18 protein-coding genes and 2 pseudogenes are annotated in these 19,059 nt (G+C 63.4%); 13 read left to right on the top strand and 7 right to left on the bottom strand.

The genetic code is table 11. The annotated features are described in order from the left end of the window. Positions 1-98 precede the first annotated feature (98 nt). Positions 99-995, top strand: a complete 897-nt coding sequence (locus LAC81_RS10775; protein ID WP_223724769.1) for a LysR family transcriptional regulator — start codon at positions 99-101, stop codon at positions 993-995. A gap of 7 nt (positions 996-1,002) precedes the next feature. Here LAC81_RS10775 and LAC81_RS10770 read toward each other — a convergent pair whose 3' ends face one another. Next, complete coding sequence (locus LAC81_RS10770) at positions 1,003-1,731, bottom strand: SDR family oxidoreductase (protein ID WP_223724768.1); 729 nt, start codon at positions 1,729-1,731, stop codon at positions 1,003-1,005. 128 nt (positions 1,732-1,859) lie between these two features. After that, entirely contained in the window at positions 1,860-2,201 is a 342-nt protein-coding gene (locus tag LAC81_RS10765) for a DUF4180 domain-containing protein (protein ID WP_235693163.1), read from the bottom strand. Positions 2,202-2,622: 421 nt separating this feature from the next. On the opposite strand from LAC81_RS10765, the gene napE reads away from it, so the two are divergent. From napE to LAC81_RS10720, 9 genes are all read left to right on the top strand, one after another. After that, positions 2,623-2,811, top strand: coding sequence for a periplasmic nitrate reductase, NapE protein (gene napE / locus LAC81_RS10760; RefSeq protein ID WP_223724766.1), 189 nt, complete (start codon positions 2,623-2,625; stop codon positions 2,809-2,811). An 8-nt stretch (positions 2,812-2,819) separates the two neighbouring features. Next, entirely contained in the window at positions 2,820-3,320 is a 501-nt protein-coding gene (gene napF, locus LAC81_RS10755; RefSeq protein WP_223724765.1) for a ferredoxin-type protein NapF, read from the top strand. Continuing rightward, positions 3,313-3,597, top strand: coding sequence for a chaperone NapD (locus tag LAC81_RS10750; protein ID WP_419195765.1), 285 nt, complete (start codon positions 3,313-3,315; stop codon positions 3,595-3,597). The genes napF and LAC81_RS10750 overlap by 8 nt, the downstream gene beginning before the upstream one ends. After that, complete coding sequence (gene napA / locus LAC81_RS10745; protein ID WP_113539001.1) at positions 3,594-6,101, top strand: periplasmic nitrate reductase subunit alpha; 2,508 nt, start codon at positions 3,594-3,596, stop codon at positions 6,099-6,101. The genes LAC81_RS10750 and napA overlap by 4 nt, the downstream gene beginning before the upstream one ends. 110 nt (positions 6,102-6,211) lie before the next feature. Further along, a complete protein-coding gene (locus LAC81_RS10740) occupies positions 6,212-6,667 on the top strand; it encodes a nitrate reductase cytochrome c-type subunit (protein WP_113539002.1) in 456 nt (151 codons plus the stop codon). Positions 6,668-6,671: 4 nt separating this feature from the next. Beyond that, positions 6,672-7,370 carry a NapC/NirT family cytochrome c gene (locus LAC81_RS10735; protein WP_223724764.1) on the top strand — a complete coding sequence of 233 codons (699 nt, stop codon included), beginning with the start codon at positions 6,672-6,674 and terminating at the stop codon, positions 7,368-7,370. Between the two features lie 612 nt (positions 7,371-7,982). Then, positions 7,983-8,405: a YciI family protein gene (locus LAC81_RS10730; protein ID WP_113539004.1), complete on the top strand. Its 423-nt coding sequence runs from the start codon at positions 7,983-7,985 to the stop codon at positions 8,403-8,405. Positions 8,406-8,928: 523 nt separating this feature from the next. Beyond that, positions 8,929-9,777: a hypothetical protein gene (locus LAC81_RS10725; protein WP_223724763.1), complete on the top strand. Its 849-nt coding sequence runs from the start codon at positions 8,929-8,931 to the stop codon at positions 9,775-9,777. 236 nt (positions 9,778-10,013) lie between these two features. After that, positions 10,014-11,450 (top strand): DUF1254 domain-containing protein, encoded by a 1,437-nt coding sequence (locus LAC81_RS10720; protein WP_223724762.1) that lies wholly within the window; start codon positions 10,014-10,016, stop codon positions 11,448-11,450. Between the two features lie 36 nt (positions 11,451-11,486). Here the strand turns inward: LAC81_RS10720 and LAC81_RS10715 are convergent. Then, positions 11,487-11,808 (bottom strand): annotated as a pseudogene (locus tag LAC81_RS10715) (low molecular weight protein tyrosine phosphatase family protein). A gap of 236 nt (positions 11,809-12,044) precedes the next feature. Between LAC81_RS10715 and LAC81_RS10710 the strand changes: the two are divergent. Further along, positions 12,045-12,812, top strand: a complete 768-nt coding sequence (locus tag LAC81_RS10710) for an adenylate/guanylate cyclase domain-containing protein (protein ID WP_223724761.1) — start codon at positions 12,045-12,047, stop codon at positions 12,810-12,812. Positions 12,813-12,892: 80 nt separating this feature from the next. Here the strand turns inward: LAC81_RS10710 and LAC81_RS10705 are convergent. The 4 genes and pseudogenes from LAC81_RS10705 to LAC81_RS10695 form a co-directional block, all read right to left on the bottom strand. Beyond that, a pseudogene (locus tag LAC81_RS10705) lies at positions 12,893-13,218 on the bottom strand (STAS domain-containing protein); the annotation flags it as partial. A gap of 91 nt (positions 13,219-13,309) precedes the next feature. Then, the gene (locus LAC81_RS38330; protein WP_268906698.1) at positions 13,310-13,441 is read right to left on the bottom strand and encodes a hypothetical protein; all 132 of its coding nucleotides are present in this window, start codon (positions 13,439-13,441) and stop codon (positions 13,310-13,312) included. Positions 13,442-13,494: 53 nt separating this feature from the next. Next, positions 13,495-14,361 carry a DUF3883 domain-containing protein gene (locus tag LAC81_RS10700; protein WP_223724760.1) on the bottom strand — a complete coding sequence of 289 codons (867 nt, stop codon included), beginning with the start codon at positions 14,359-14,361 and terminating at the stop codon, positions 13,495-13,497. Between the two features lie 188 nt (positions 14,362-14,549). Further along, positions 14,550-14,951 (bottom strand): GFA family protein, encoded by a 402-nt coding sequence (locus LAC81_RS10695; protein WP_223724759.1) that lies wholly within the window; start codon positions 14,949-14,951, stop codon positions 14,550-14,552. Positions 14,952-15,265: 314 nt separating this feature from the next. Here LAC81_RS10695 and LAC81_RS10690 point away from each other — a divergent pair, with 314 nt between their 5' ends. Together LAC81_RS10690 and LAC81_RS10685 are read left to right on the top strand one after the other, a co-directional pair. After that, complete coding sequence (locus LAC81_RS10690) at positions 15,266-17,356, top strand: GAF domain-containing protein (protein WP_223724758.1); 2,091 nt, start codon at positions 15,266-15,268, stop codon at positions 17,354-17,356. Between the two features lie 465 nt (positions 17,357-17,821). Then, positions 17,822-19,018 carry a TCR/Tet family MFS transporter gene (locus tag LAC81_RS10685; protein WP_223724757.1) on the top strand — a complete coding sequence of 399 codons (1,197 nt, stop codon included), beginning with the start codon at positions 17,822-17,824 and terminating at the stop codon, positions 19,016-19,018. Positions 19,019-19,059: the final 41 nt, after the last annotated feature.

The raw sequence follows: 19,059 nt of genomic DNA, 5'->3' as shown, positions 1-19,059 counted from the left end.
GCCGGGGCCTGCCGCCGGGCGCGGTTGACGCCCGGCGAATGCCTGTGGCAGCCTTGGTGCCACACCCTTTCCCCATCTCTCCCGGCGGCTTCCTCCCGATGCATCCTCGCCTTCTCACGACATTCCTTGCCGTCTCCCGTCATCGCAACATCACGCGGGCGGCGGCGGAGGTGCATCTGGCGCAATCGAGCGTCAGTGATCAGATCCAGTCGCTCGAGGCCGAGCTCGGCGCTACGCTGCTGGTTCGCGCCAAGGCCGGGCTGGAGCTGACGGCGGCCGGCGAAGCGCTGCGTCTTTATGCCGAGGAGATGCTTGCCCTGGCCGACGAGGCGCGGGCGGCAGTGGCGGCCGCGGCCGGGCAGCAGGCGGGCGCGCTGACGATCGGCGCGCTGGAGACGATCGCCTCGGCGCAGCTTGCGCCCTTCCTGTCGCGGTTTCGCGCCGCCCATGGCGACATAGATCTGCGGCTGACGGTTGCCGGCAGCGGCGACCTGCTGCGCAGGCTCGAAACCGGAGAGATCGACGTCGCCTTTTCGTTTGGCGAAGGCACGGTCGACGAGCGGCTGGTGCGGCGGGTGATCGCCGCCGAGCCGATCGTTCTGATCGTGCCGCCGGGGCATGCGGCGCTGGCGAAGATGCCGACGATGGCCGAGCTTGCGGCAGCGGATTTTCTCATCACGGAGCGCGGCTGCATCTACCGCGCGATCGCCGACAGGGCCTTTGCCGAGGCCGGGGTTTCGCCACGGCGCGCGGCCGAGGTGGGCAGCCTTGCTGCGATCGCAAGGCTGGTGGCGAAAGGCGCAGGTGTTGCCCTGGTACCGCGCCTTGCCGTTGCCGATGCACTGGCGCGCGATGAAATCGGCGCGGTCGCGTGGCCGGGACCGACACGCAGCGTGCCGCTTTCCATGATCTGGCGCCGCCGCCGCGTGCAGCTGCCGGCGCTCCGGCGTCTGCTTGCCGCGGCGAGCGACGATCTTGCGCCGGCTGTGGCCTAGACCCGGCTCAGATCAGTCGGTGCCCGCCCTCGACATGCAGCACCGTGCCCGTTGTGAAGCCGTTGCCGATGAGAAATTCTATGGCATCGGCGATGTCGTCGGCCTTGCCGATGCGCCCGACCGGCAGGCGCTCGGCCATCGCGCTCAACGTCTCGTCCTTCCTGTCGCCGGCAACGAAGGTCCAGATCGGCGTATCGACCCAGCCGGGCGAAACCGCATTGACCCGGATTGGCGCCAGCTCGACGGCAAGCGCCCGCACCAGCCCTTCGAGTGCGGCGTTGACCGCGGCGACGACAGCGCCGCGGGCGGCCGGGCGGTAGGCGGCGATGCCCGAGGTGAAGGTGAGGGAGCCTCCGGTCGAAAGCGCCGGCGCGCCGTATTTCGCCAGGAGCAGCGGGCCGAAGAACTTCGTCTCCACCACCTTCTGCGCTGCCGCAAGATCGATGGAAGGCAGGAGTTCGTAGGCGCCTTCGATATCGGCAGCGGTGCTGACGATATGATCGAGGCGGCCGAGTTGCCGGAAAAGCGCCGCGACCTGGTCTTCGCGCGCGATATCGGCGGCGATCGTCGTCAGCGAAGAGTGGTCGAGGTCCTGGCGCAGGCGGTGCAGCCGCTCTTCGTTGCGTCCGACGACGATGACCTCGGCGCCCTCGGCGAGCGCCCGCTTCGTTAGCGCCAGGCCCATGCCGGAAGCGCCGCCGGCGATCAGGATCCTCTTGATGGCGATTGCATTCATTGTCCGTTGTTCCTTTCGGTGGTGACCGGAAGGAGACGTGGCAGAGCATCGACGCCAGCGGAAACGGAGAAAACCGATAGCGCCATCGGCATTTCCGATGATGACAAGGGATGCCGGTCTGTGGGCAATCAGGTGGCCGCGGCGCCCTCCAGCTTCACGCGGAGCGCCTCGAAATCCGGCACGAACCAGATGGCATTGCCCTTGTTGGTCTCGCGCACGAAATCGGTCAGCGCCTTGCTGGCCTCAAGCCTCGGGCCGATATCGCCGACGATGGCGAGCCGCATGCGGTAGTTGACGAACTTCTGGAACACTTCGCCGGCGATACGCGTCGAAAGATTGAGGAAATCGGCCCCGAGCCGTTCCACCGGGATCGCCACGACGGTCGCCTCATGTGCCCAGGCGTCGCCAAGAAAATCGTTGGCGTCGCCGGCCGCCTTGAGCAGCGTTCCTTCGTTTGCGCATTTCAGCACGCGCGCGGTTCCGATTTCGATGAGTTGTGTCATGCGACGAGGAATAGAAGGTGAAGCCCTGGGTTGCAAGGGCGATCTGGACAGGCGTTGCCGCCTTGAAGCCGCGGCATTCGCCGTCCGTGAGATTCGCCCTGTGCTTGCATTGGGCCACCGGGCCGGCGAAAGTGACGCAAGCGATATATTCTTGTAAATATAACGAATATCGTAAATCTGATTGATCTCCGTGTGTTATTTCGGCGCACGATCGGAGAATTGCCGTCGATTTTTGCATCGGATTCCTGTCGCTTTGACACAGATCAATGACCGGCTCTGTTTGGCCTCTACTCTGCGGCAGGATGCGGAAGTGTCATCCTTAGGTCATGGGATTGATTTTTATTTCGGTTGGCGCATCTTACCGTAGATTGTGTTGGGGGACGCAGGAATGCCAGAGCTCGTTCAGCAACAGCCGACTGAAAACCGTCCGCGTTCGCGGCGTGCGGAGCTCATTACCTTCTTCGTGCTCGCCTTCGGCATCTGGCCGATCGTCGCCGTCGGCGTTGTCGGCGGCTATGGTTTCCTCGTCTGGATGCTGCAGATCGTCTTCGGCCCGCCGGGCCCGCCCGGACATTGAGGTGAGCCATGGGCGCTGAGCCTCTTTCACGCCGTGAACTCTTCACCGGCCGGGTTGCTGCAAAGCCCGTTCGCATCCGTCCGCCGGGCGTTTCGGATCTGAGCCTTGCCGCCTGCACCGGCTGCGGCGCCTGCGCGGAGCGATGTCCCACCGGCATAATCCGTCTTGAAGGCGGTTTACCCTTCGTCGACTTTTCCGGCGGCGAATGCACCTTCTGTGGCGCCTGTGCGCAAGCCTGTCCCGAACCTGTGTTCGAGGCCAAGGACGTGCGGCGTTTCCCGCATGTCGCAAGCATTGCCGACACGTGCCTCGCGCGCCGCTACGTCGCCTGCCAGTCCTGCGGCGAAAGCTGTCCGGAGCAGGCGATCCGTTTTCGCCCACGCATGGGCGGGCCGTTCCTGCCGGAACTCGACGAAGCCAAATGCACCGGCTGCGGCGCCTGCCTTGGCGGCTGCCCGGTGAGCGCCATCGTGGTCAAGGCATTGGAAGCGGAGGTGGCTCATGTCTGAGGCCGCAATGGCAAAGGCGGGCACGCCCTATCACATTTCGAGCGCCGTGGTCGCCACGATGCCGCAGAGCACGGAAGCGGTGCTAGCGACGCTCGCAGGAATGGAAAACGTCGAAATCCACGGCCATGGCGGCGGCAAGATCGTCATCGTCATCGAAGGCAGAAGTACGGGCGCGCTCGGCGAATGCCTGACGCAGATCTCGCTGCTCGACGGGGTGATCTCGGCCAACATGGTTTTCGAGCATGTCGAAATGGAAGAGGAAGGGCAGGAGCCATGAGCGGAGAACTGACGCGGCGTGACATTCTGAAGGCCCATGCGGCCGGCATCGCCGCCGCCACGGCCGGCATTGCGCTGCCTGCGGCCGCACAGCCGGTGCCGGGCGGTGTCAACGCGCTGGAGATCAAATGGTCCAAGGCGCCATGCCGCTTCTGCGGCACGGGCTGCGGCGTGATGGTGGGCGTGAAGGAAGGCCAGGTGGTCGCCACCCATGGCGACATGCAGGCCGAGGTCAACCGCGGCCTCAACTGCATCAAGGGCTATTTCCTGTCCAAGATCATGTACGGTAATGACCGGCTGACGACGCCGCTCTTAAGGAAGCGCGGCGGCGTCTACGCCAAGGACGGCGAGTTCGAGCCGGTGAGCTGGGACGAGGCCTTCAACGTGATGGCCGAGCAGGCGAAGAAGGTCCTGAAGGAGAAAGGCCCGACGGCGCTCGGCATGTTCGGCTCCGGCCAGTGGACGATCTTCGAGGGCTACGCGGCGACCAAGCTGATGCGGGCGGGCTTCCGCTCCAACAACCTGGACCCCAATGCCCGCCACTGCATGGCGTCCGCCGCCGTCGCCTTCATGCGCACCTTCGGCATGGACGAGCCGATGGGCTGCTATGACGATTTCGAGAACGCCGATGCCTTCGTGCTCTGGGGCTCGAACATGGCGGAGATGCACCCGATTCTCTGGACCCGCGTCGCCGACCGGCGTCTCGGCCAGCCGCATGTGCGCGTCGCGGTGCTCTCGACCTTCACCCATCGCAGCATGGATCTCGCCGATATCCCGATCGTCTTCAAGCCGGGCTCGGATCTGGCGATCCTCAACTACATCGCCAACCACATCATCGAGAGCGGCAAGGTCAACGAGGACTTCGTCAAGAAGCACACGAAGTTTGCGCGCGGCGTGACCGATATCGGCTATGGTCTGCGGCCCGACAACCCGATCGAGGTCAATGCCGCCAACTCCAAGGACCCGGGCAAGACCGAGCCGATGGATTTCGAGGCGTTCAAGGAATTCGTTTCCGAATACACGCTGGAAAAGACCGTCGAACTGACCGGGGTCGAACCGGAGTTCCTGAAACAGCTGGCCGAGCTTTATGCCGACCCGAGCCGCAAGGTCATGTCGCTCTGGACCATGGGCTTCAACCAGCATGTGCGCGGCGTCTGGGCCAACCAGATGGTCTACAACCTGCATCTTCTGACCGGAAAGATCTCCGAGCCCGGCAACAGCCCGTTCTCGCTGACCGGCCAGCCGTCTGCCTGCGGCACCGCGCGTGAGGTCGGCACCTTCGCACACCGCCTGCCGGCCGACATGGTCGTGACCAATCCCGAGCACCGCAAGCATGCGGAAGAGATCTGGCGCATTCCGCACGGCATCATCCCGGAAAAGCCCGGCTACCACGCCGTGCAGCAGGACCGGATGCTGAAGGACGGCAAGCTCAATTTCTACTGGGTGCAGGTCAACAACAACGTCCAGGCGGGGCCGAATACCGCCAACGAGACCTGGCAGGGCTATCGCAACCCGGACAACTTCATCGTCGTTTCCGATGCCTATCCGACGATCACCGCGATGAGCGCCGACCTGATCCTGCCGGCAGCCATGTGGGTGGAGAAGGAAGGGGCCTACGGCAATGCCGAGCGGCGAACCCACGTCTGGCACCAGCTCGTGCAGGCGCGCGGCGAAGCGCGTTCGGATCTCTGGCAGCTGGTGGAGTTCTCCAAACGCTTCACCACCGACGAGGTTTGGCCGAAGGAAATCCTCGACGCCAACCCCAACTATCGCGGCAAGACGCTGTTTGAGGTTCTGTTCAAGAACGGTGAGGTCGACCGCTTCCCGCTGACGGAGGTGAGCGCCGAATACGACAACAACGAAGCGAAGGACTTCGGCTTCTACATCCAGAAGGGCCTGTTCGAGGAATATGCCACCTTCGGCCGCGGCCATGGCCATGACCTGGCGCCCTACGATACCTATCACGAGGTGCGCGGCCTGCGCTGGCCCGTCGTCAACGGCCAGGAGACGAAGTGGCGCTACCGCGAAGGCTTCGACCCGTATGTGAAGGCGGGCGAGGGCGTGAAGTTCTACGGTAACAAGGACGGCAAGGCCGTCATTCTCGCCGTACCTTACGAGCCGCCGGCCGAATCCCCCGACGAGGAATACGACACCTGGCTGGTGACCGGCCGCGTGCTGGAACACTGGCACTCGGGCTCGATGACCATGCGGGTGCCGGAACTCTACAAGGCGTTTCCGGGCGCGCGCGTGTTCATGAATGCGGAGGATGCCCGCAAGCGTGGCATCAACCAGGGCATGGAAGTGCGCATCGTCTCGCGGCGCGGCGAAATCCGCTCGCGCGTCGATATCCGCGGCCGCAACCGCATGCCGCCCGGCGTCATCTTCGTTCCCTGGTTCGACGCCAGCCAGCTGATCAACAAGGTTACCCTCGACGCCACCGATCCCATCTCCAAACAGACGGATTTCAAAAAATGCGCGGTCAAGATCGTTCCCGTAACCCTCTAGGGTTTTCTCGGCTGAAGCGGATTGCTGGAAACGTCCTGTCTCTTTGTTTCGGGGCAGTTCCTCAGGCTCAGCCGCTTCGCACCTTTGCCGGCCCGAAGCGGCCCGTCTGGATGGCAATCGCCGCCGGCGTGATGGTGTTCGTCACCACCGCCGCGGTCGCCCAGGTTGCGGAAAAACTGGTGCCGCAGCTCGAGGGGCCCACACCGCAGATGGCGACCGAGGCGGCGGCACCGCTGCCGAAATGGGTGGTCGACGACAAGCGTCGGATGCGCGCCTATCCCGACCAGCCGCCGGTCATCCCGCATTCGATCGAGGGCTACGAGCTTTCGGTCAATGCCAACCGCTGCCTTTCCTGCCATAAGCGCGAGTTCACCCAGGATTCCGGCGCGCCGATGATCAGCGTCACCCACTACATGACGCGCGACGGGCAGATGATCGCCGACGTTTCGCCGCGGCGCTACTTCTGCACGGCCTGCCATGTGCCGCAGGCGGACACCAATCCTCTGGTGCCGAGCAACTTCAAGGACATGAGCGAGTTGGGTTTCAAGCCGGCCGGAAGCGAGTGACGACATGATCGCATGGATCAGGAAAATCATCCTCTGGGCCTGGGGGATCATGAAGACACCGGCCGGCACGCTCGGCTTGGGCTTCCTCACGCTCGGCGGCTTCATCGGCGGCGTCATGTTCTGGGGCGCCTTCAACACGGCGCTGGAGCTCACCAACACTGAAAAGTTCTGCACCTCCTGTCACGAGATGCACGACAACGTCTACCAGGAGCTGACGCGCACGATCCACTTCTCCAACCGCTCGGGCGTGCGCGCCACCTGTCCGGACTGCCACGTGCCGCACCAGTGGACCGACAAGATCGCCCGCAAGATGCAGGCCTCCAAGGAGGTCTGGGGCAAGATCTTCGGCACGATCAACACCCGGTCGAAGTTCCTCGAAAAGCGGCTGGAACTGGCGCAGCACGAATGGGCGCGCATGAAGGCCAACGACAGCCTTGAATGCCGCAACTGTCATTCCTCGGTCGCCATGGACCTGCAGAAGCAGACCCAGCGCGCCGCCGAGATCCACACCCGCTACCTGCTTTCCGGCAAGGCCACCTGCATCGACTGCCACAAGGGCATCGCGCACGAGCTGCCCAACATGGAAGGCATCGATCCCGGCTGGAAGATGCCGCCGGAACTGGAAGGCAAGAAGATGGCCAACCAGACGCCGATCGACGATCTGCGGCAGGCGCTGGCGGACCTGCACACGCAGGTGCAATAGGCGCTTGGCTGCCGCGGCATTCGGCAGGAGCAACAGCGATGACGGAGGGCCATGCCGGCGCGGCGTGGCCCTCTTTTTTTGAGGTCTTGTGCCGTGTAACGCCAAGCCGCCCTCATTCCTGTGCTTGTCACAGGAACCCAGCCGCGTCGCGTCGGCGGCGCGAGAAACCTGGTGGCACAAAGGTGGTACGCCAGGACCGCATTTCCCGCCGTGCCGACGCACGGCTGCTGGATCTCTGTGACAAGCACAGGAATGAGGGGGTGGCGCTGGCCTCCTGCCAAATTGCCAGATGAGGGTGGACGGGGAGGCTGTCCCTGAGCCAACGGCGCACATTTGGATCGGCAGCGATGGTCTCGTCGCGCAGCGCTTTTTCTCCTCGTTTCTCCGCGCCAATCTTTTTTCGGAAAATTTTCGACGCCCCTGTCGGCACCGTCATTTCCCGTTCGTCATTTAGTCAGGGAGGCCAATCCGGCTTCCTCCACCGGAGCGGGATAGGAAAAAAATCCGCGCGGGTCTTTCGCCCGTAACCTGCTCTACCTATCTGGGTTTCACCATGCCGGCACCCCTTGAGGTCACGAGGACCGGGACCGGCGTGACAGAGGAGAATGGACAATGCGCGTAGTGGTTTTTGTAAAGGCGACCGAGGACAGCGAAGCGGGCAACATGCCCTCGACAGAGCTGCTGGCCGCCATGGGCAAGTATAACGAGGAACTGGTCAATGCCGGCATCATGCAGGCGGGCGAGGGGCTGCAGCCCTCGTCGCGCGGCGCCCGCGTCGCCTTCGACGGGGCGGACCGCATGGTTATCGACGGCCCGTTTGCCGAGACCAAGGAACTCGTCGCCGGCTTCTGGATCTGGACGGTGAAGGACATGGCCGAGGCGATCGCCTGGGTGAAGCGCTGCCCGAACCCGATGCCGGGTCCGAGCGAAATCGAAATCCGCCCGGTGTTCGAGATGGAAGATTTCGGCGACCTGGTGACGCCCGAGATCGCCGCCCAGGATGAGCGGCTGCGCGAGAAGATCGCCAACCAGTAGGGACGCCTTCTGCGCAAGGGCGAGTTTGGCCTCACCTCGGGTTTAACCCGAGAGCCAAGCCTGCTTGCCCCTCGCCCTAACCCTCTCCCCGCCAGGCGGGGAGAGGGGACGAGCCGGATCGCCGGCATTTTCGGATGCGGCCGCGGTCAGCGTCGAAGCGGGTTTCGTCTCGGGCCAAGCAATTGGCGCAAAGTGAACCTGTGGTATTTCCTGTCGAGGCGAGCGGTGGCCTTCTCCCCGCCAGGCGGGGAGAAGGTGGCCGGCAGGCCGGATGAGGGACGAGCCCTCACCGGGCGGATGAGGGGCCGGTCCTCACCGCGGGATGAGGGCAGCCGCTGGTGTCGTGCGGCGACAATGTGTTGCGCGGCGCGGCGAGTGGGGACGAAGGTCGCCCGCGAGATGAACGGCTGCCACAGTGTCCGGATCGTGTCGACTTTGGCAGGGTGTCTGATCTGTTTCCCGTAGAGATTGTATTAACCGTGTTCGTTTACCTTTCCCCCGGGGTTTGAACCGGAGTGGGGCAATGGTCAGGGCGAGCGGTTTCGTCATTTTTCTTCTTTCAAGTGTTTCGATCGCGGCCGCGGCCGATATCGATGGTCCGCTGGTGGGGCCGCAGGATGCCTATGAAGTGCCGGTGGAACAGGCGTCCGGCGGTATCGTCGGCTACGTCGAGACGTCCTACGGCGCTGCCGTGGACTCGCCTGGCGATATCGATGCGGATGCATGGGATCTGCGGGGTGCGGTGAACTTCGATGCCGGCGCCGGCTTCAACCTGCAGGTCGATCTCGGCTACACGCGCGCCTCCTTTGAGGACCTCGACACCAACAGCTATGACGGTGCGCTGCACGGCTACTATCGCAACGATCTCTATGCGGCAGGTGTCTTCGTGCAAGGCGCACGCCTCGACCCGGGCATCGGCGTCGACCTCAACGATTACATGGGTGGCTTCGAAGCGGCCTATTTCCTCGATACCTGGACGCTGCATGGCTCGGTCGGCTATGGCCAGGCGAGCATAGAAGACTTCGACGACATTGACGCCAACCACTATATGGGTTCGCTCGGCGCACGCGTTTACGCGACCGATAACCTGCGCTTCGACGTCGATGGTTCGCTCCATCGCATCAGCGAAGACGACATCGATTACGATCTGCGCAGCCTGAAGCTGACGGCGAACTACCGGCTGGACGCTTTCCCCGTCACGCTCTTTGCCGGCTACAAATACACCAACGAGGAGCTTTCAGGCCTGAGCGCTTCGGTCTCCGGCGACACCAGTACCATCTTCGGTGGTCTGCGCTTCTCCTACGGTTCGGCGACGCTCAAGGAAGAAGAGCGCCTCGGCCCGGTCTGGTCCAGCAACCGCCTGTCGTTCTGATCGGCTGCTCCGCAGCCGAATGCATCTTGCGCTGCCCCGCCTCCGGGGCAGCCGTTGCCGACCCACTCCGGGTTGCGTTGCGAATTTGCCGGCAGAGACGGGTCTCAGGAGGGCCCGGCGGCGCGATCGGGCAGTTGTCGCGATCTGGCGCGAAATCCGGGCCGATACAATGCCTAGTAGTGTTATTTAGTGTGTGCTAACTTTCTTGCCGCCATGAAGGCAAGAGGGAGGCGAACATGGATATGACACGTCGTGCCGTCGCTTTGGGCGGTGCCGGTCTGCTGGCAACGGTATCATTTTCACATGCGAATGCTCTGGAATCTCCGCTGATCGATCCCATCGAGGCGGCTGACGATTTCTGGTTGGCCGTCGAAGCCTATATCTACGGCTATCCGCTGGTGACCACCGAAATGACCCGCCGGGTCGTCACCAATGTCGAACAGCCCGAAGGAACCAAGGGCCCGATGGGCCACATCATCAAGCTGCGCGAATATCCGAACGCATCCTTCAAGGACGTCACGGCACCAAACGCCGATACGCTCTATACGACCGCCTTCGTCGATGTGGGCAAGGAGCCCTGGGTTCTGTCGATCCCCGACATGAAGGATCGCTACTTCCTGTTTCCGATGCTCGACGGCTGGACGACGGTGTTCCAGGTGCCTGGAAAACGGACGAGTGGCGATGGCGCGCAGTCCTACGCAATCACCGGGCCCGGCTGGCAGGGCACCGTCCCTGATGGCGTCACCGAATACAAGTCGCCGACGAGCATCGTCTGGATCCTCGGCCGTATCTATTGCGACGGCTCGCCCGAGGACTACAAGGCGGTTCACGCGCTGCAGGACGAATGCAAGCTGGTGCCACTCAGCGCCTACGGCAAGGATTGGACTCCGCCACCGGGCAAGGTCGATCCGCACATCGACATGAAGACGGCGGTGCGCGAGCAGGTCAACAGCATGGATGCGGTCGAGTACTTCACGCTGCTTTGCGAGTTGATGAAGACCAATCCGCCGACGGCCGCGGACGGAGAAGCGATCGCCAAGTTTGCCCAGATCGGCATCGTGCCCGGCAAGGATTTCGACAAGAGCAAGCTGGACGCCGCCTTCGTCTCGCGCATTCCGGTAACCGCGTTCCATCGCATCATGCTGCATTTCAAGTTCAGCGATGGCGATATTCAGGAGATCAACGGCTGGGGCTTTACCACCAAGACCGGCATCTACGGGAACGGCTATCTGCAGCGCGCACTGATCACGGCAATCGGGCTGGGCGCCAATCGCCCGCAGGATGCGATCTATCCGACGTCGCTGAAATCCAAGGACGGGCTTTTCTCCCGGGCCTATAACGGCGCCAACAAATACATCGTCACCTTCCCGAAGGGGCAGTTGCCGCCGGTGCGCGGCTTCTGGTCGATCACCATGTATGACCAGAACTATTTCTTCGTCGACAATCCGCTCAACCGCTATTCGATCAGCGCCCGCGTGAGCCCCAAGACCAATGCCGACGGATCGACCGAGATCTATATCCAGAATGAATCACCCGGCAAGGACAAGGAGGCCAACTGGCTGCCGGCGCCGAAGGGCAAGTTCATCCTGATGATGCGGCTCTACTGGCCGGATGACAGCCCGCCTTCCATTCTCGACGGTTCCTGGGTCATCCCGCCGGTCAAGAAGGCTTGAAGACGGACCAGTTCGAAAACGTCGGCATCGGCGACGCTAGAGATAGGGCGGGACCTTCACCTTCAGCAGTTGGATGAGGGCCGGCTCCATGAACGCATAGTCGTCGGGAATGTGCAGGCAGATGAGCCGCTTGTTCTTGAGAGCGGTTCGATATTTTGCCTGCACCTTCGTGCGGTGGGCGCGCTCCATCACGAAGATAATGTCGGCCCATTCGATCTGCTCCGCCGACAGCGGATTTTCGGCGTCGTTGTTGGTGGCCGGCCGATGAGACCTCGATATCCGCCCAGTCGGCGAAAACCTGCTCGGCGGTGGGGCTGCGAAGCTTGTTCTGGCTGCAGACGAAGAGAACGTTTTTCATCGGGGTGACGGGCCTTGCCTGAAGCGGAAGGTGACGGCGATACCACCTGTGCGCGCAGGCGTCCATGCGATGGGGCGGCGGCGCGTCGAGAGAGGAGAAGGCTGCGCGGCCAAGTGCGTGCATCGATGGCCGGCTTTCGCTGACCTCAGGTTCTTCCAGCCGTTGCTAAAACTTGCCAAATGGCAGAAGCTTCGTTCACGCCCCTCGGGCCCAGTGAGCCGGAGCAGATGCAGACCATGACAGAAGCTTCTACTACCCAGCCGACCCAACGCGGCGACGCCCGCATCTGCCGGGGATGCTGGGATCAGATGCATGTGCCGATCCCCATTCGCGGGCCCCTGGCGCTGCCGTTTCGTGCCTTCGGCATCACCCGCAGCAAGATGAACCCGAACATCTGCACGATCTGCGAGCGCTCGTTCCGTTACGTGAAGAAGCAGAGTCACGTTGCGGCAAGCGCGACCATTCTGTTTGCCGATATCCGCGGTTTCACCCATCTTTCGGAGCGGATCGAGCGCATCCGCCTGAGCGAGATCGTCAGCCTGTTTCAGGATCGCTGTGCGCAGGCGATCTGGGCGCATGACGGCATCGTCAACAAGCAGATGGGCGACGGCCTGATGGCGATCTTCAACTTCCCGATCATCCGGAAAGACCACGCCGAGGCGGCGATCCTGGCGGCCCGCGATATCCAGCAGCTCTGCGCGGCCGCCCTCGGCAGCCTCCAGCTCGGCGATCTCAAGGGAGAGACGCTCGGCGTCGGGGTCGGCATTCACACCGGCGATGTCGAGATCGGCGAATTCTCGACCTTCCGCAGCGATTTCACCGCGATCGGCGGTACGGTCAACCTGGCGTCCCGGCTCGAATCCCAGGCCGAGGCGGGTGAGATCCTCGTCTCGCCCGAGACTGCGGCCGAGGCTCAGGCGCTGACGGCTGGCGCCGGAACGCGGCTGCTCGTGCTGAAGGGCATCAACCAGCCGGTTGAGGCGTGGGTACTGGCGACGCATTGACGGGGCCGGGGGAGCGACAGCGTCGCACCGCCGGTGCGCGGCAAGCGCCTTGCCGGTCAATGCAGGGCGGCGCTTGCTGCCTACCGTTCGTCCTTGTCGTGCAACGCAAAGCGATCGACCATGTCGGCGCTGGCTTCGTTGAAGCCGAGCACCTCGACCTCGACGCCGAGGCGGCGGAACTTGATCACCATCTTGTCGAGCGCGCCGACGGCGGTGATGTCCCAGAGATGAGCCGCATTCAGATCGATCACCACCTTCCGGGCCACGTTTGCGAAATCGAACGCCTGCACGAAGCTTTCGGCCGAGGCGAAGACGATCTGGCCTGACACGCGGTAGGTCGTGGTGCCGGTGATCTCCTCGCTTTGCTCACGCTGAAGAGTTTTGCGACCTTGCCGGCGAAGAAGATCTTGTGGATGGCCCTTCGTAGCCAAGAAGCCGGGGCCGCGCAACAATCGCTCCCAGTAAAGGCAAGTGCGTTGGCGAAAGGCGGTTCACGCTCAGTCGATCTGCCTGACATCGCTGGCAAAGACGCCCCATTGCCAGCCGCGTCCCGCGATCGCCACCCGTGCGCCGGGGCCAGGCGTGCCCTTCGATTTCGTCGCAGGACCGCAGAAATTGTTGGCGAGCATTGGCAGTTCGGCGAGTGTAATGCTGTTTGAATGGATGAAGCGTTGCTGCTTACTCAGTGGAAGCTCGCCTGATAGCTGGTCGCTATGAGGGAGACATGAGCGTCAAGAGGCGGGCGCAGTTCGAAGGCTCGCGGATGGCGCGAGAAATCATAGAGACGGAGGAGACACCATTCCTGGCGTCGCATCTCGGCCACCTCAAGCTCGTTGCGGGAAATATGAAAAGGTGTTCGTTCCCAACCATTGGTGGTCTTTACCTCAATCAAACGCACTCGCCCATCAGGCGTGAAGCTTGCGATGTCATAACCCGCTCCATCGCCATCTTCCTGGGCCACCCATCGAACCTGGCGGGCCAGATCCTGGCGGCCGCTTTGTTGCAGCTGCAGGCGCTCATGGTGGAGTACGCGCTCTTCCCCAGCGCGGCCAAGGGCGCGATTGCGTTCGTCTCTCCCGGCCACATCGAAACGCCGTGCAACCGTCTGCATCTGCGTCAATTCAGCGGGTGGTGGGGCATTGTGCAAAGTGGGCGCGACGCCGATGAAAAGCGCAGGTGGCTCCGCCACACCGGACACAAGGTCAGGGCCAAGGGCGCTATCCCATTGCGGATGTTGGGCCAACCACCGGGATATTGCCTCTGCCAGCGACATCTGAAAATTGAAACGCGGCTGGTAACCGCTGAGGACAGGAAGGCCAAAGCTTTTTGCAGCTGCTGAAATGTTGCAATGTTTGAATTCTATCGAGCCGCGACTTCTTGCGAGCTCTCCCTGGAGAACCCGGTTTTGCAGGGCCTTGTTGTAAGGGCGACCAGAAAGCTCATTGCTCAGCATGGAAAAATAGCTCGCGACGATCGCGTCATTTTCCTCATCTGTCCAATCCCCTGCGCCCATGCTCCCCAGGCTACGCAGTGCACCGGTATCTGTCATCCGAAGAAAATGCGCTCCGGCCTGCTTCTATGCCTTCATCCCCCGAAATTGAGTGCCTCAACCCATGGGTGAGGCGTGGGAACGGGGCGCGAGGACCTTTGGAAGTCGCCCAAGCATCCTCGAGAGGTTTTGATCACATGCGCCGGCCGCTGTGTGGCGATGCGTCGATGCCCGACGACAGCCACGCGTTACGCCCAGAGATCGCGCACGCATTTTCCCCGGGACGGCAGGTCCTCGAAGGTGTCGAAGCCGTCGAAATGGTCGATGGGGAGATCGGCGACTTGCTCCAGTTCCGCCAGCCTGAGATTGACGGCCATGCGCCGGCGTCCGTGTTCGTCGAGATGCAGGCTCCGCCAGGCGACGACGCCGGCGCAGGTCGGGCAGAAGAGGATCTCGAGCGAGGGGGTCTTCTCGTCGGCGCGGGTGTAGGAGGTGGTTTTCCCGGTCACGGCGATCCGCTCGCCCTCGTAGTCATAGGCCCAGAGCGTGCCATAGCGGCGGCAGAGCGTGCAGTTGCAGGCGGTGATCGATCCGGGGTCGCCTTCGAGTGACCAGTTCGCGTTGCCGCAATGGCATGAGCCTTTCAGCATGGTGCATCGATCCCGTTGTTGAGGTGGAGGAATACTGCGCCGGCTGGCCGGTGGCTGCAATGGTGACCTGTGACGGGCAGACACTGCCGACAGGTTGACGTGGCCGCTGCGACGTTTCGTCAGGCGGAACGAACTGCCGTCTCGGCCGTTTTCGGCCAAGGGCGGGCCGAAATGGTATATAGACAGGGAAGCGCAGAGGCGCCCGAATGGCGCCTTGACGACCCCGGAGGTTCTTGTCCGGACTCGCCGCAAGCATCTCTGCCACGATTGCCGCTCCGCCCTCGGGCCCAAGTTGAAAAGGGAGCGCCTCGATTATGAACGACGACGCAAGCCTGTCCCTTGCGGCTCATGAAGAGTTCGAGCGCAGCAGTGCCTGGCTGACCGGGCAGATGGAGGCGTTCCAGGCCGCCGTCAACGGCGCTCCGCTCACGGCCTCGCTCGATATCCTGATCGCGCTGGCGTTGCGCCAGGTGGCCGGGATCGCGCGCTGCGCCTTCTATATCGCCAGTGCCGACGGCACCGAGCTCAACTATGTCACGGGCATACCCGATACCTTTGCGGGCGGGGTCAACGGCTTCAAGCTCGGGCCGGGCGCGCTCGCCCACGGCCTTCCCATCGATTTCGGCAAGCCGCTCATCACGCCCGACGTGGAAGACGAGCCCAGGTGGAAGCCCTGGCTGTGGCTTGCGCGGGAATCCGGCTATCGTGGCTGCTGGTCATTTCCGGTCGAAACGGCTGCGTCCAAAGTCGTCGGTACCTTCGCCATGTTTTTCGCAGAGCCGCGGCAGGCGACTGCGGACGATCTGGCCGTTGCCGAAAACCTGACGCGCACCGCCTCGATGATCATCGCGCATCATCAAAGCCGGCAGCAGATCAGTGCCGAGCTGGAAGACAGCGAGCGGCTGCAGGCCATCAGCCTGGAACTGATCAAGGACGGACGGCCGGAGGCCGTCTACGAGACCATATTGGACGGCGCCGTCGGCATCATGCGGTCGCAATTCGCCAGCCTGCAGATGCTGCATGCCGACCGGGGACCGGGCGGCGCGTTGAACCTGCTTTCCCATCGCGGCTTCAGCGACGAGGCAGCCCAGTTCTGGCAATGGGTTCGCCTGGGCTCCGGGTGCACGTGCGCGCGTGCGCTTCACACGGGAAAGCGCGTCATCGTCGCCGACGTCGAGGCCGCGGAATTCATGCGTGGAACCGCGGACCTTGCTGCCTATCGACAGGCGGGTATTCGTGCCATTCAGACGACCCCGCTGTATTCCCGTGGTGGCGCGATCATCGGCATGCTGTCGACGCATTGGGAGCAGGTTCACGAGCCGACGGAGCGGGAGCTGCGGCTGCTGGACGTGGTGGCGCGTCAGGCGGCCGACCTGATCGAGCGCGAACAGGCGGAGATGGCGCTTCGGGCGAGCGAGGAGCGGCTGCGAACGGCGATGCAGGTAGGCGGCCTCGGCCTCTGGGACTGGAATGTCCTGACTGGAGACGTGCACTGGAGCGACGGGCATTTTCGCATGCTGGGCTATGGCGTGGACGAGGTGGCGCCGAGCTATGAAAACTGGTCCGCACGCATTCACCCGGACGACCGGGCGGAGACCGAAGCCCTGCTGGAGCGGGCGCAGGCGACGCGCAGCGAGTTCGTCACGGAGTTTCGCACGAAGCATCCGGATGGCGCCGTTCGCTGGCTGCAGGCGCGCGGCCGCTTCTTCTACGATCAGGCCGGGCAGGCAGTGCGCATGGTGGGCGCCATGACCGACACCACCGAGCGGCGGGAATGGGAAAACCGCCAGAAGGTGCTCGTCGCCGAGCTCCAGCACCGCACGCGAAACCTCATGGCGGTCGTCAGGGCCATTGCCGAGACCACCGCGCGCAGAGCCAAGGACCTGCCGGATTTCTACGCTCATTTCCACAGTCGCCTTTCGGCGCTGGCCAGGGTCCAGGGCCTGTTGTCGCGCCTGACCGACCAGCAGCGAGTGGCTTTCGATGAGCTTATCCGGGCGGAACTGGCGGCGGTGGATGCGGATATCGGCCGCGTGCGGCTTGAAGGCCCCGCTGGCGTAAAGCTGCGTTCATCGACGGCGCAAACGCTGGCGATGGCGCTGCATGAGCTGGCGACCAACGCCGTCAAGTATGGCGCCCTGGGACAGGCCGGCGCCACGCTATCCGTTCGCTGGCGCATCGACGCCGGGCAGGACCAAAAGCTCTGGCTTCACATCGACTGGCACGAATACGGCGTGCGCATGCCGCCTGCAGCCGAAGCCGGCGAGGGCATGGGGCATGGGCGCGAACTGATCGAGCGGGCACTGCCCTATCAACTTCAGGCAAGATCGAGCTTCACCCTCACGCCGGATGGCCTACGCTGCACCATCTCCATGCCGGTCTCCGAACTGAACACGGCACGGTGAAGAGCGCTTCCAGGCGTTGTCATCGGGTGGGGCGACCAGACTAACGAAGTCGTGGTTTCTGCCCCAACTGTAATCGAAAATGGCCTTGCTGATCATTTGCCCGTGCCGAGCGCGGCGCGCTTCTGCTCCCATCGCACGCTACCGAAACCACGAGGTTCGGGCCGACGCATCAGGTCTGGCGGCTTCTGCCGGCTCGTGCGGCAATATCGTGGGGCTTGCCGCGTTCCGCCATCCGGTGTTAAGTGCCTGCCATCGCGAAAAGCGACTGCCTCCCTTGATCCGCTCAGTGGCGGAGTAAACAGGTGGACGAATTCCCGTCCAGGCGGTCAAGCACACGCCATCCCTGCTTTTGTGCGCGGATCGGCCAGCGTTTCCCAAAACCTATCGCCTGCATCGTCAGGTCACCCAATCGCAAGGCATCGGCGCCTGTTGGCGTGCGCGTGCTTGCGTCGATCGGAACGCATCATGAAGAAACCTCTCATCGTCATTTTCACTGCCATCGTGCTCGATGCCGTGGGCATCGGCCTCATTTTTCCCATCCTGCCTTCGCTGTTGAAGGAGGTTACCCGGGCCGAAAACGTCGCGCCCTATATCGGCACCATGACCGCGCTCTACGCGGTCATGCAATTCATCTTCGCGCCGGTTCTGGGGGCGCTCAGCGACCGGCTGGGCCGCCGGCCCGTGCTCCTGATTTCGCTTGCAGGCGCTGCCATCAACTACCTGTTTCTCGCCTTTGCGCCCAGTCTCTGGATGCTCTTCATTGGCCGCGCCATTGCGGGGCTGACGAGCGCCAACATGTCGGTCGCGTCAGCCTATATCACCGACATCACGCCCGAGAACAAGCGCGCCCAGCGCTTCGGCCTGTTCAACGCCATGTTCGGCATCGGCTTCATCATCGGACCTGTTCTTGGCGGTGTTGCCGGCGATCACTGGCTGCGTCTGCCCTTCATCGCCGCAGCGACGCTGAACGGCTGCAACTTGGGCCTCGCCTATCTCGTGCTGCCGGAATCGCGCACACCGAGCCGGGAGAGGATCGACCTCCATGCGCTCAACCCGCTTAAGCCGCTGCGCTGGGTGTTCTCGGTCAAGAGCGTGCTGCCGATCGTCTTCCTCTTCCTGATCTTCAGCGCCACGGGAGAAGCCTATGGCACCTGCTGGGCGCTCTGGGGCAGCGAGACGTTTCAGTGGAACGGCTTCTGGATTGGCCTGTCGCTTGGCGCCTTCGGCGTCTGCCAGACGCTTGCCCAGGCGTTTCTTCCGGGGCCGGCAGTAAAACTCTTCGGCGAGCGCGGCGCCATTCTGGCGGGTATCGCCGGCGTATGCCTTGCGCTCACCGTCATGGCCTTTGCGAGCGAGGGCTGGATGATCTTTGCGATCATGCCGGTCTTTGCACTCGGCGGCATCGGCGTGCCGGCGCTGCAGTCGCTGGCAACCCGGCAGGTCGACGAGAGCCAGCAGGGCCAGTTCCAGGGTGTGCTGGCCTCGGCCGTGAGCCTCGCCTCGATCATCAGCCCGCTCGCCTTTTCGAGCATCTACTTTGCCGTTCGCGAACAATGGCCGGGCGCCGTCTGGCTGTCCGTCGTCTTCGTCTACGCGCTGGGCGGCTTGCTGGTGCTCGGCCTGCGCCTGACGAAGCCGGTGGCGGCCCCGGTCGCGTCGTAGCGCGCCGAGGGCAGGGTTATGGTACGCGGATGGGACCGGAT

The organism is Ensifer adhaerens (assembly GCF_020035535.1).
In the GTDB taxonomy this organism is placed as follows: Bacteria; Pseudomonadota; Alphaproteobacteria; order Rhizobiales; family Rhizobiaceae; genus Ensifer.
Note: the sequence above shows the minus strand (reverse complement) of the source record. Positions and strands in the feature narration are given on the sequence as shown.

Coding starts and splice junctions, on each gene's coding strand:
- LAC81_RS10700 (WP_223724760.1), bottom strand. CDS start 14,361: ATGACAGATACCGGTGCACTGCGTAGCCTGGGGAGCATGGGCGCAGGG.
- LAC81_RS10720 (WP_223724762.1), top strand. CDS start 10,014: ATGGATATGACACGTCGTGCCGTCGCTTTGGGCGGTGCCGGTCTGCTG.
- LAC81_RS10735 (WP_223724764.1), top strand. CDS start 6,672: ATGATCGCATGGATCAGGAAAATCATCCTCTGGGCCTGGGGGATCATG.
- LAC81_RS10740 (WP_113539002.1), top strand. CDS start 6,212: ATGGCAATCGCCGCCGGCGTGATGGTGTTCGTCACCACCGCCGCGGTC.
- LAC81_RS10775 (WP_223724769.1), top strand. CDS start 99: ATGCATCCTCGCCTTCTCACGACATTCCTTGCCGTCTCCCGTCATCGC.
- napE (WP_223724766.1), top strand. CDS start 2,623: ATGCCAGAGCTCGTTCAGCAACAGCCGACTGAAAACCGTCCGCGTTCG.
- LAC81_RS10725 (WP_223724763.1), top strand. CDS start 8,929: ATGGTCAGGGCGAGCGGTTTCGTCATTTTTCTTCTTTCAAGTGTTTCG.
- LAC81_RS10695 (WP_223724759.1), bottom strand. CDS start 14,951: ATGCTGAAAGGCTCATGCCATTGCGGCAACGCGAACTGGTCACTCGAA.
- LAC81_RS10690 (WP_223724758.1), top strand. CDS start 15,266: ATGAACGACGACGCAAGCCTGTCCCTTGCGGCTCATGAAGAGTTCGAG.
- LAC81_RS38330 (WP_268906698.1), bottom strand. CDS start 13,441: ATGCTCGCCAACAATTTCTGCGGTCCTGCGACGAAATCGAAGGGCACG.
- LAC81_RS10685 (WP_223724757.1), top strand. CDS start 17,822: ATGAAGAAACCTCTCATCGTCATTTTCACTGCCATCGTGCTCGATGCC.
- LAC81_RS10730 (WP_113539004.1), top strand. CDS start 7,983: ATGCGCGTAGTGGTTTTTGTAAAGGCGACCGAGGACAGCGAAGCGGGC.
- LAC81_RS10770 (WP_223724768.1), bottom strand. CDS start 1,731: ATGAATGCAATCGCCATCAAGAGGATCCTGATCGCCGGCGGCGCTTCC.
- LAC81_RS10750 (WP_419195765.1), top strand. CDS start 3,313: ATGTCTGAGGCCGCAATGGCAAAGGCGGGCACGCCCTATCACATTTCG.
- napF (WP_223724765.1), top strand. CDS start 2,820: ATGGGCGCTGAGCCTCTTTCACGCCGTGAACTCTTCACCGGCCGGGTT.
- napA (WP_113539001.1), top strand. CDS start 3,594: ATGAGCGGAGAACTGACGCGGCGTGACATTCTGAAGGCCCATGCGGCC.
- LAC81_RS10710 (WP_223724761.1), top strand. CDS start 12,045: ATGACAGAAGCTTCTACTACCCAGCCGACCCAACGCGGCGACGCCCGC.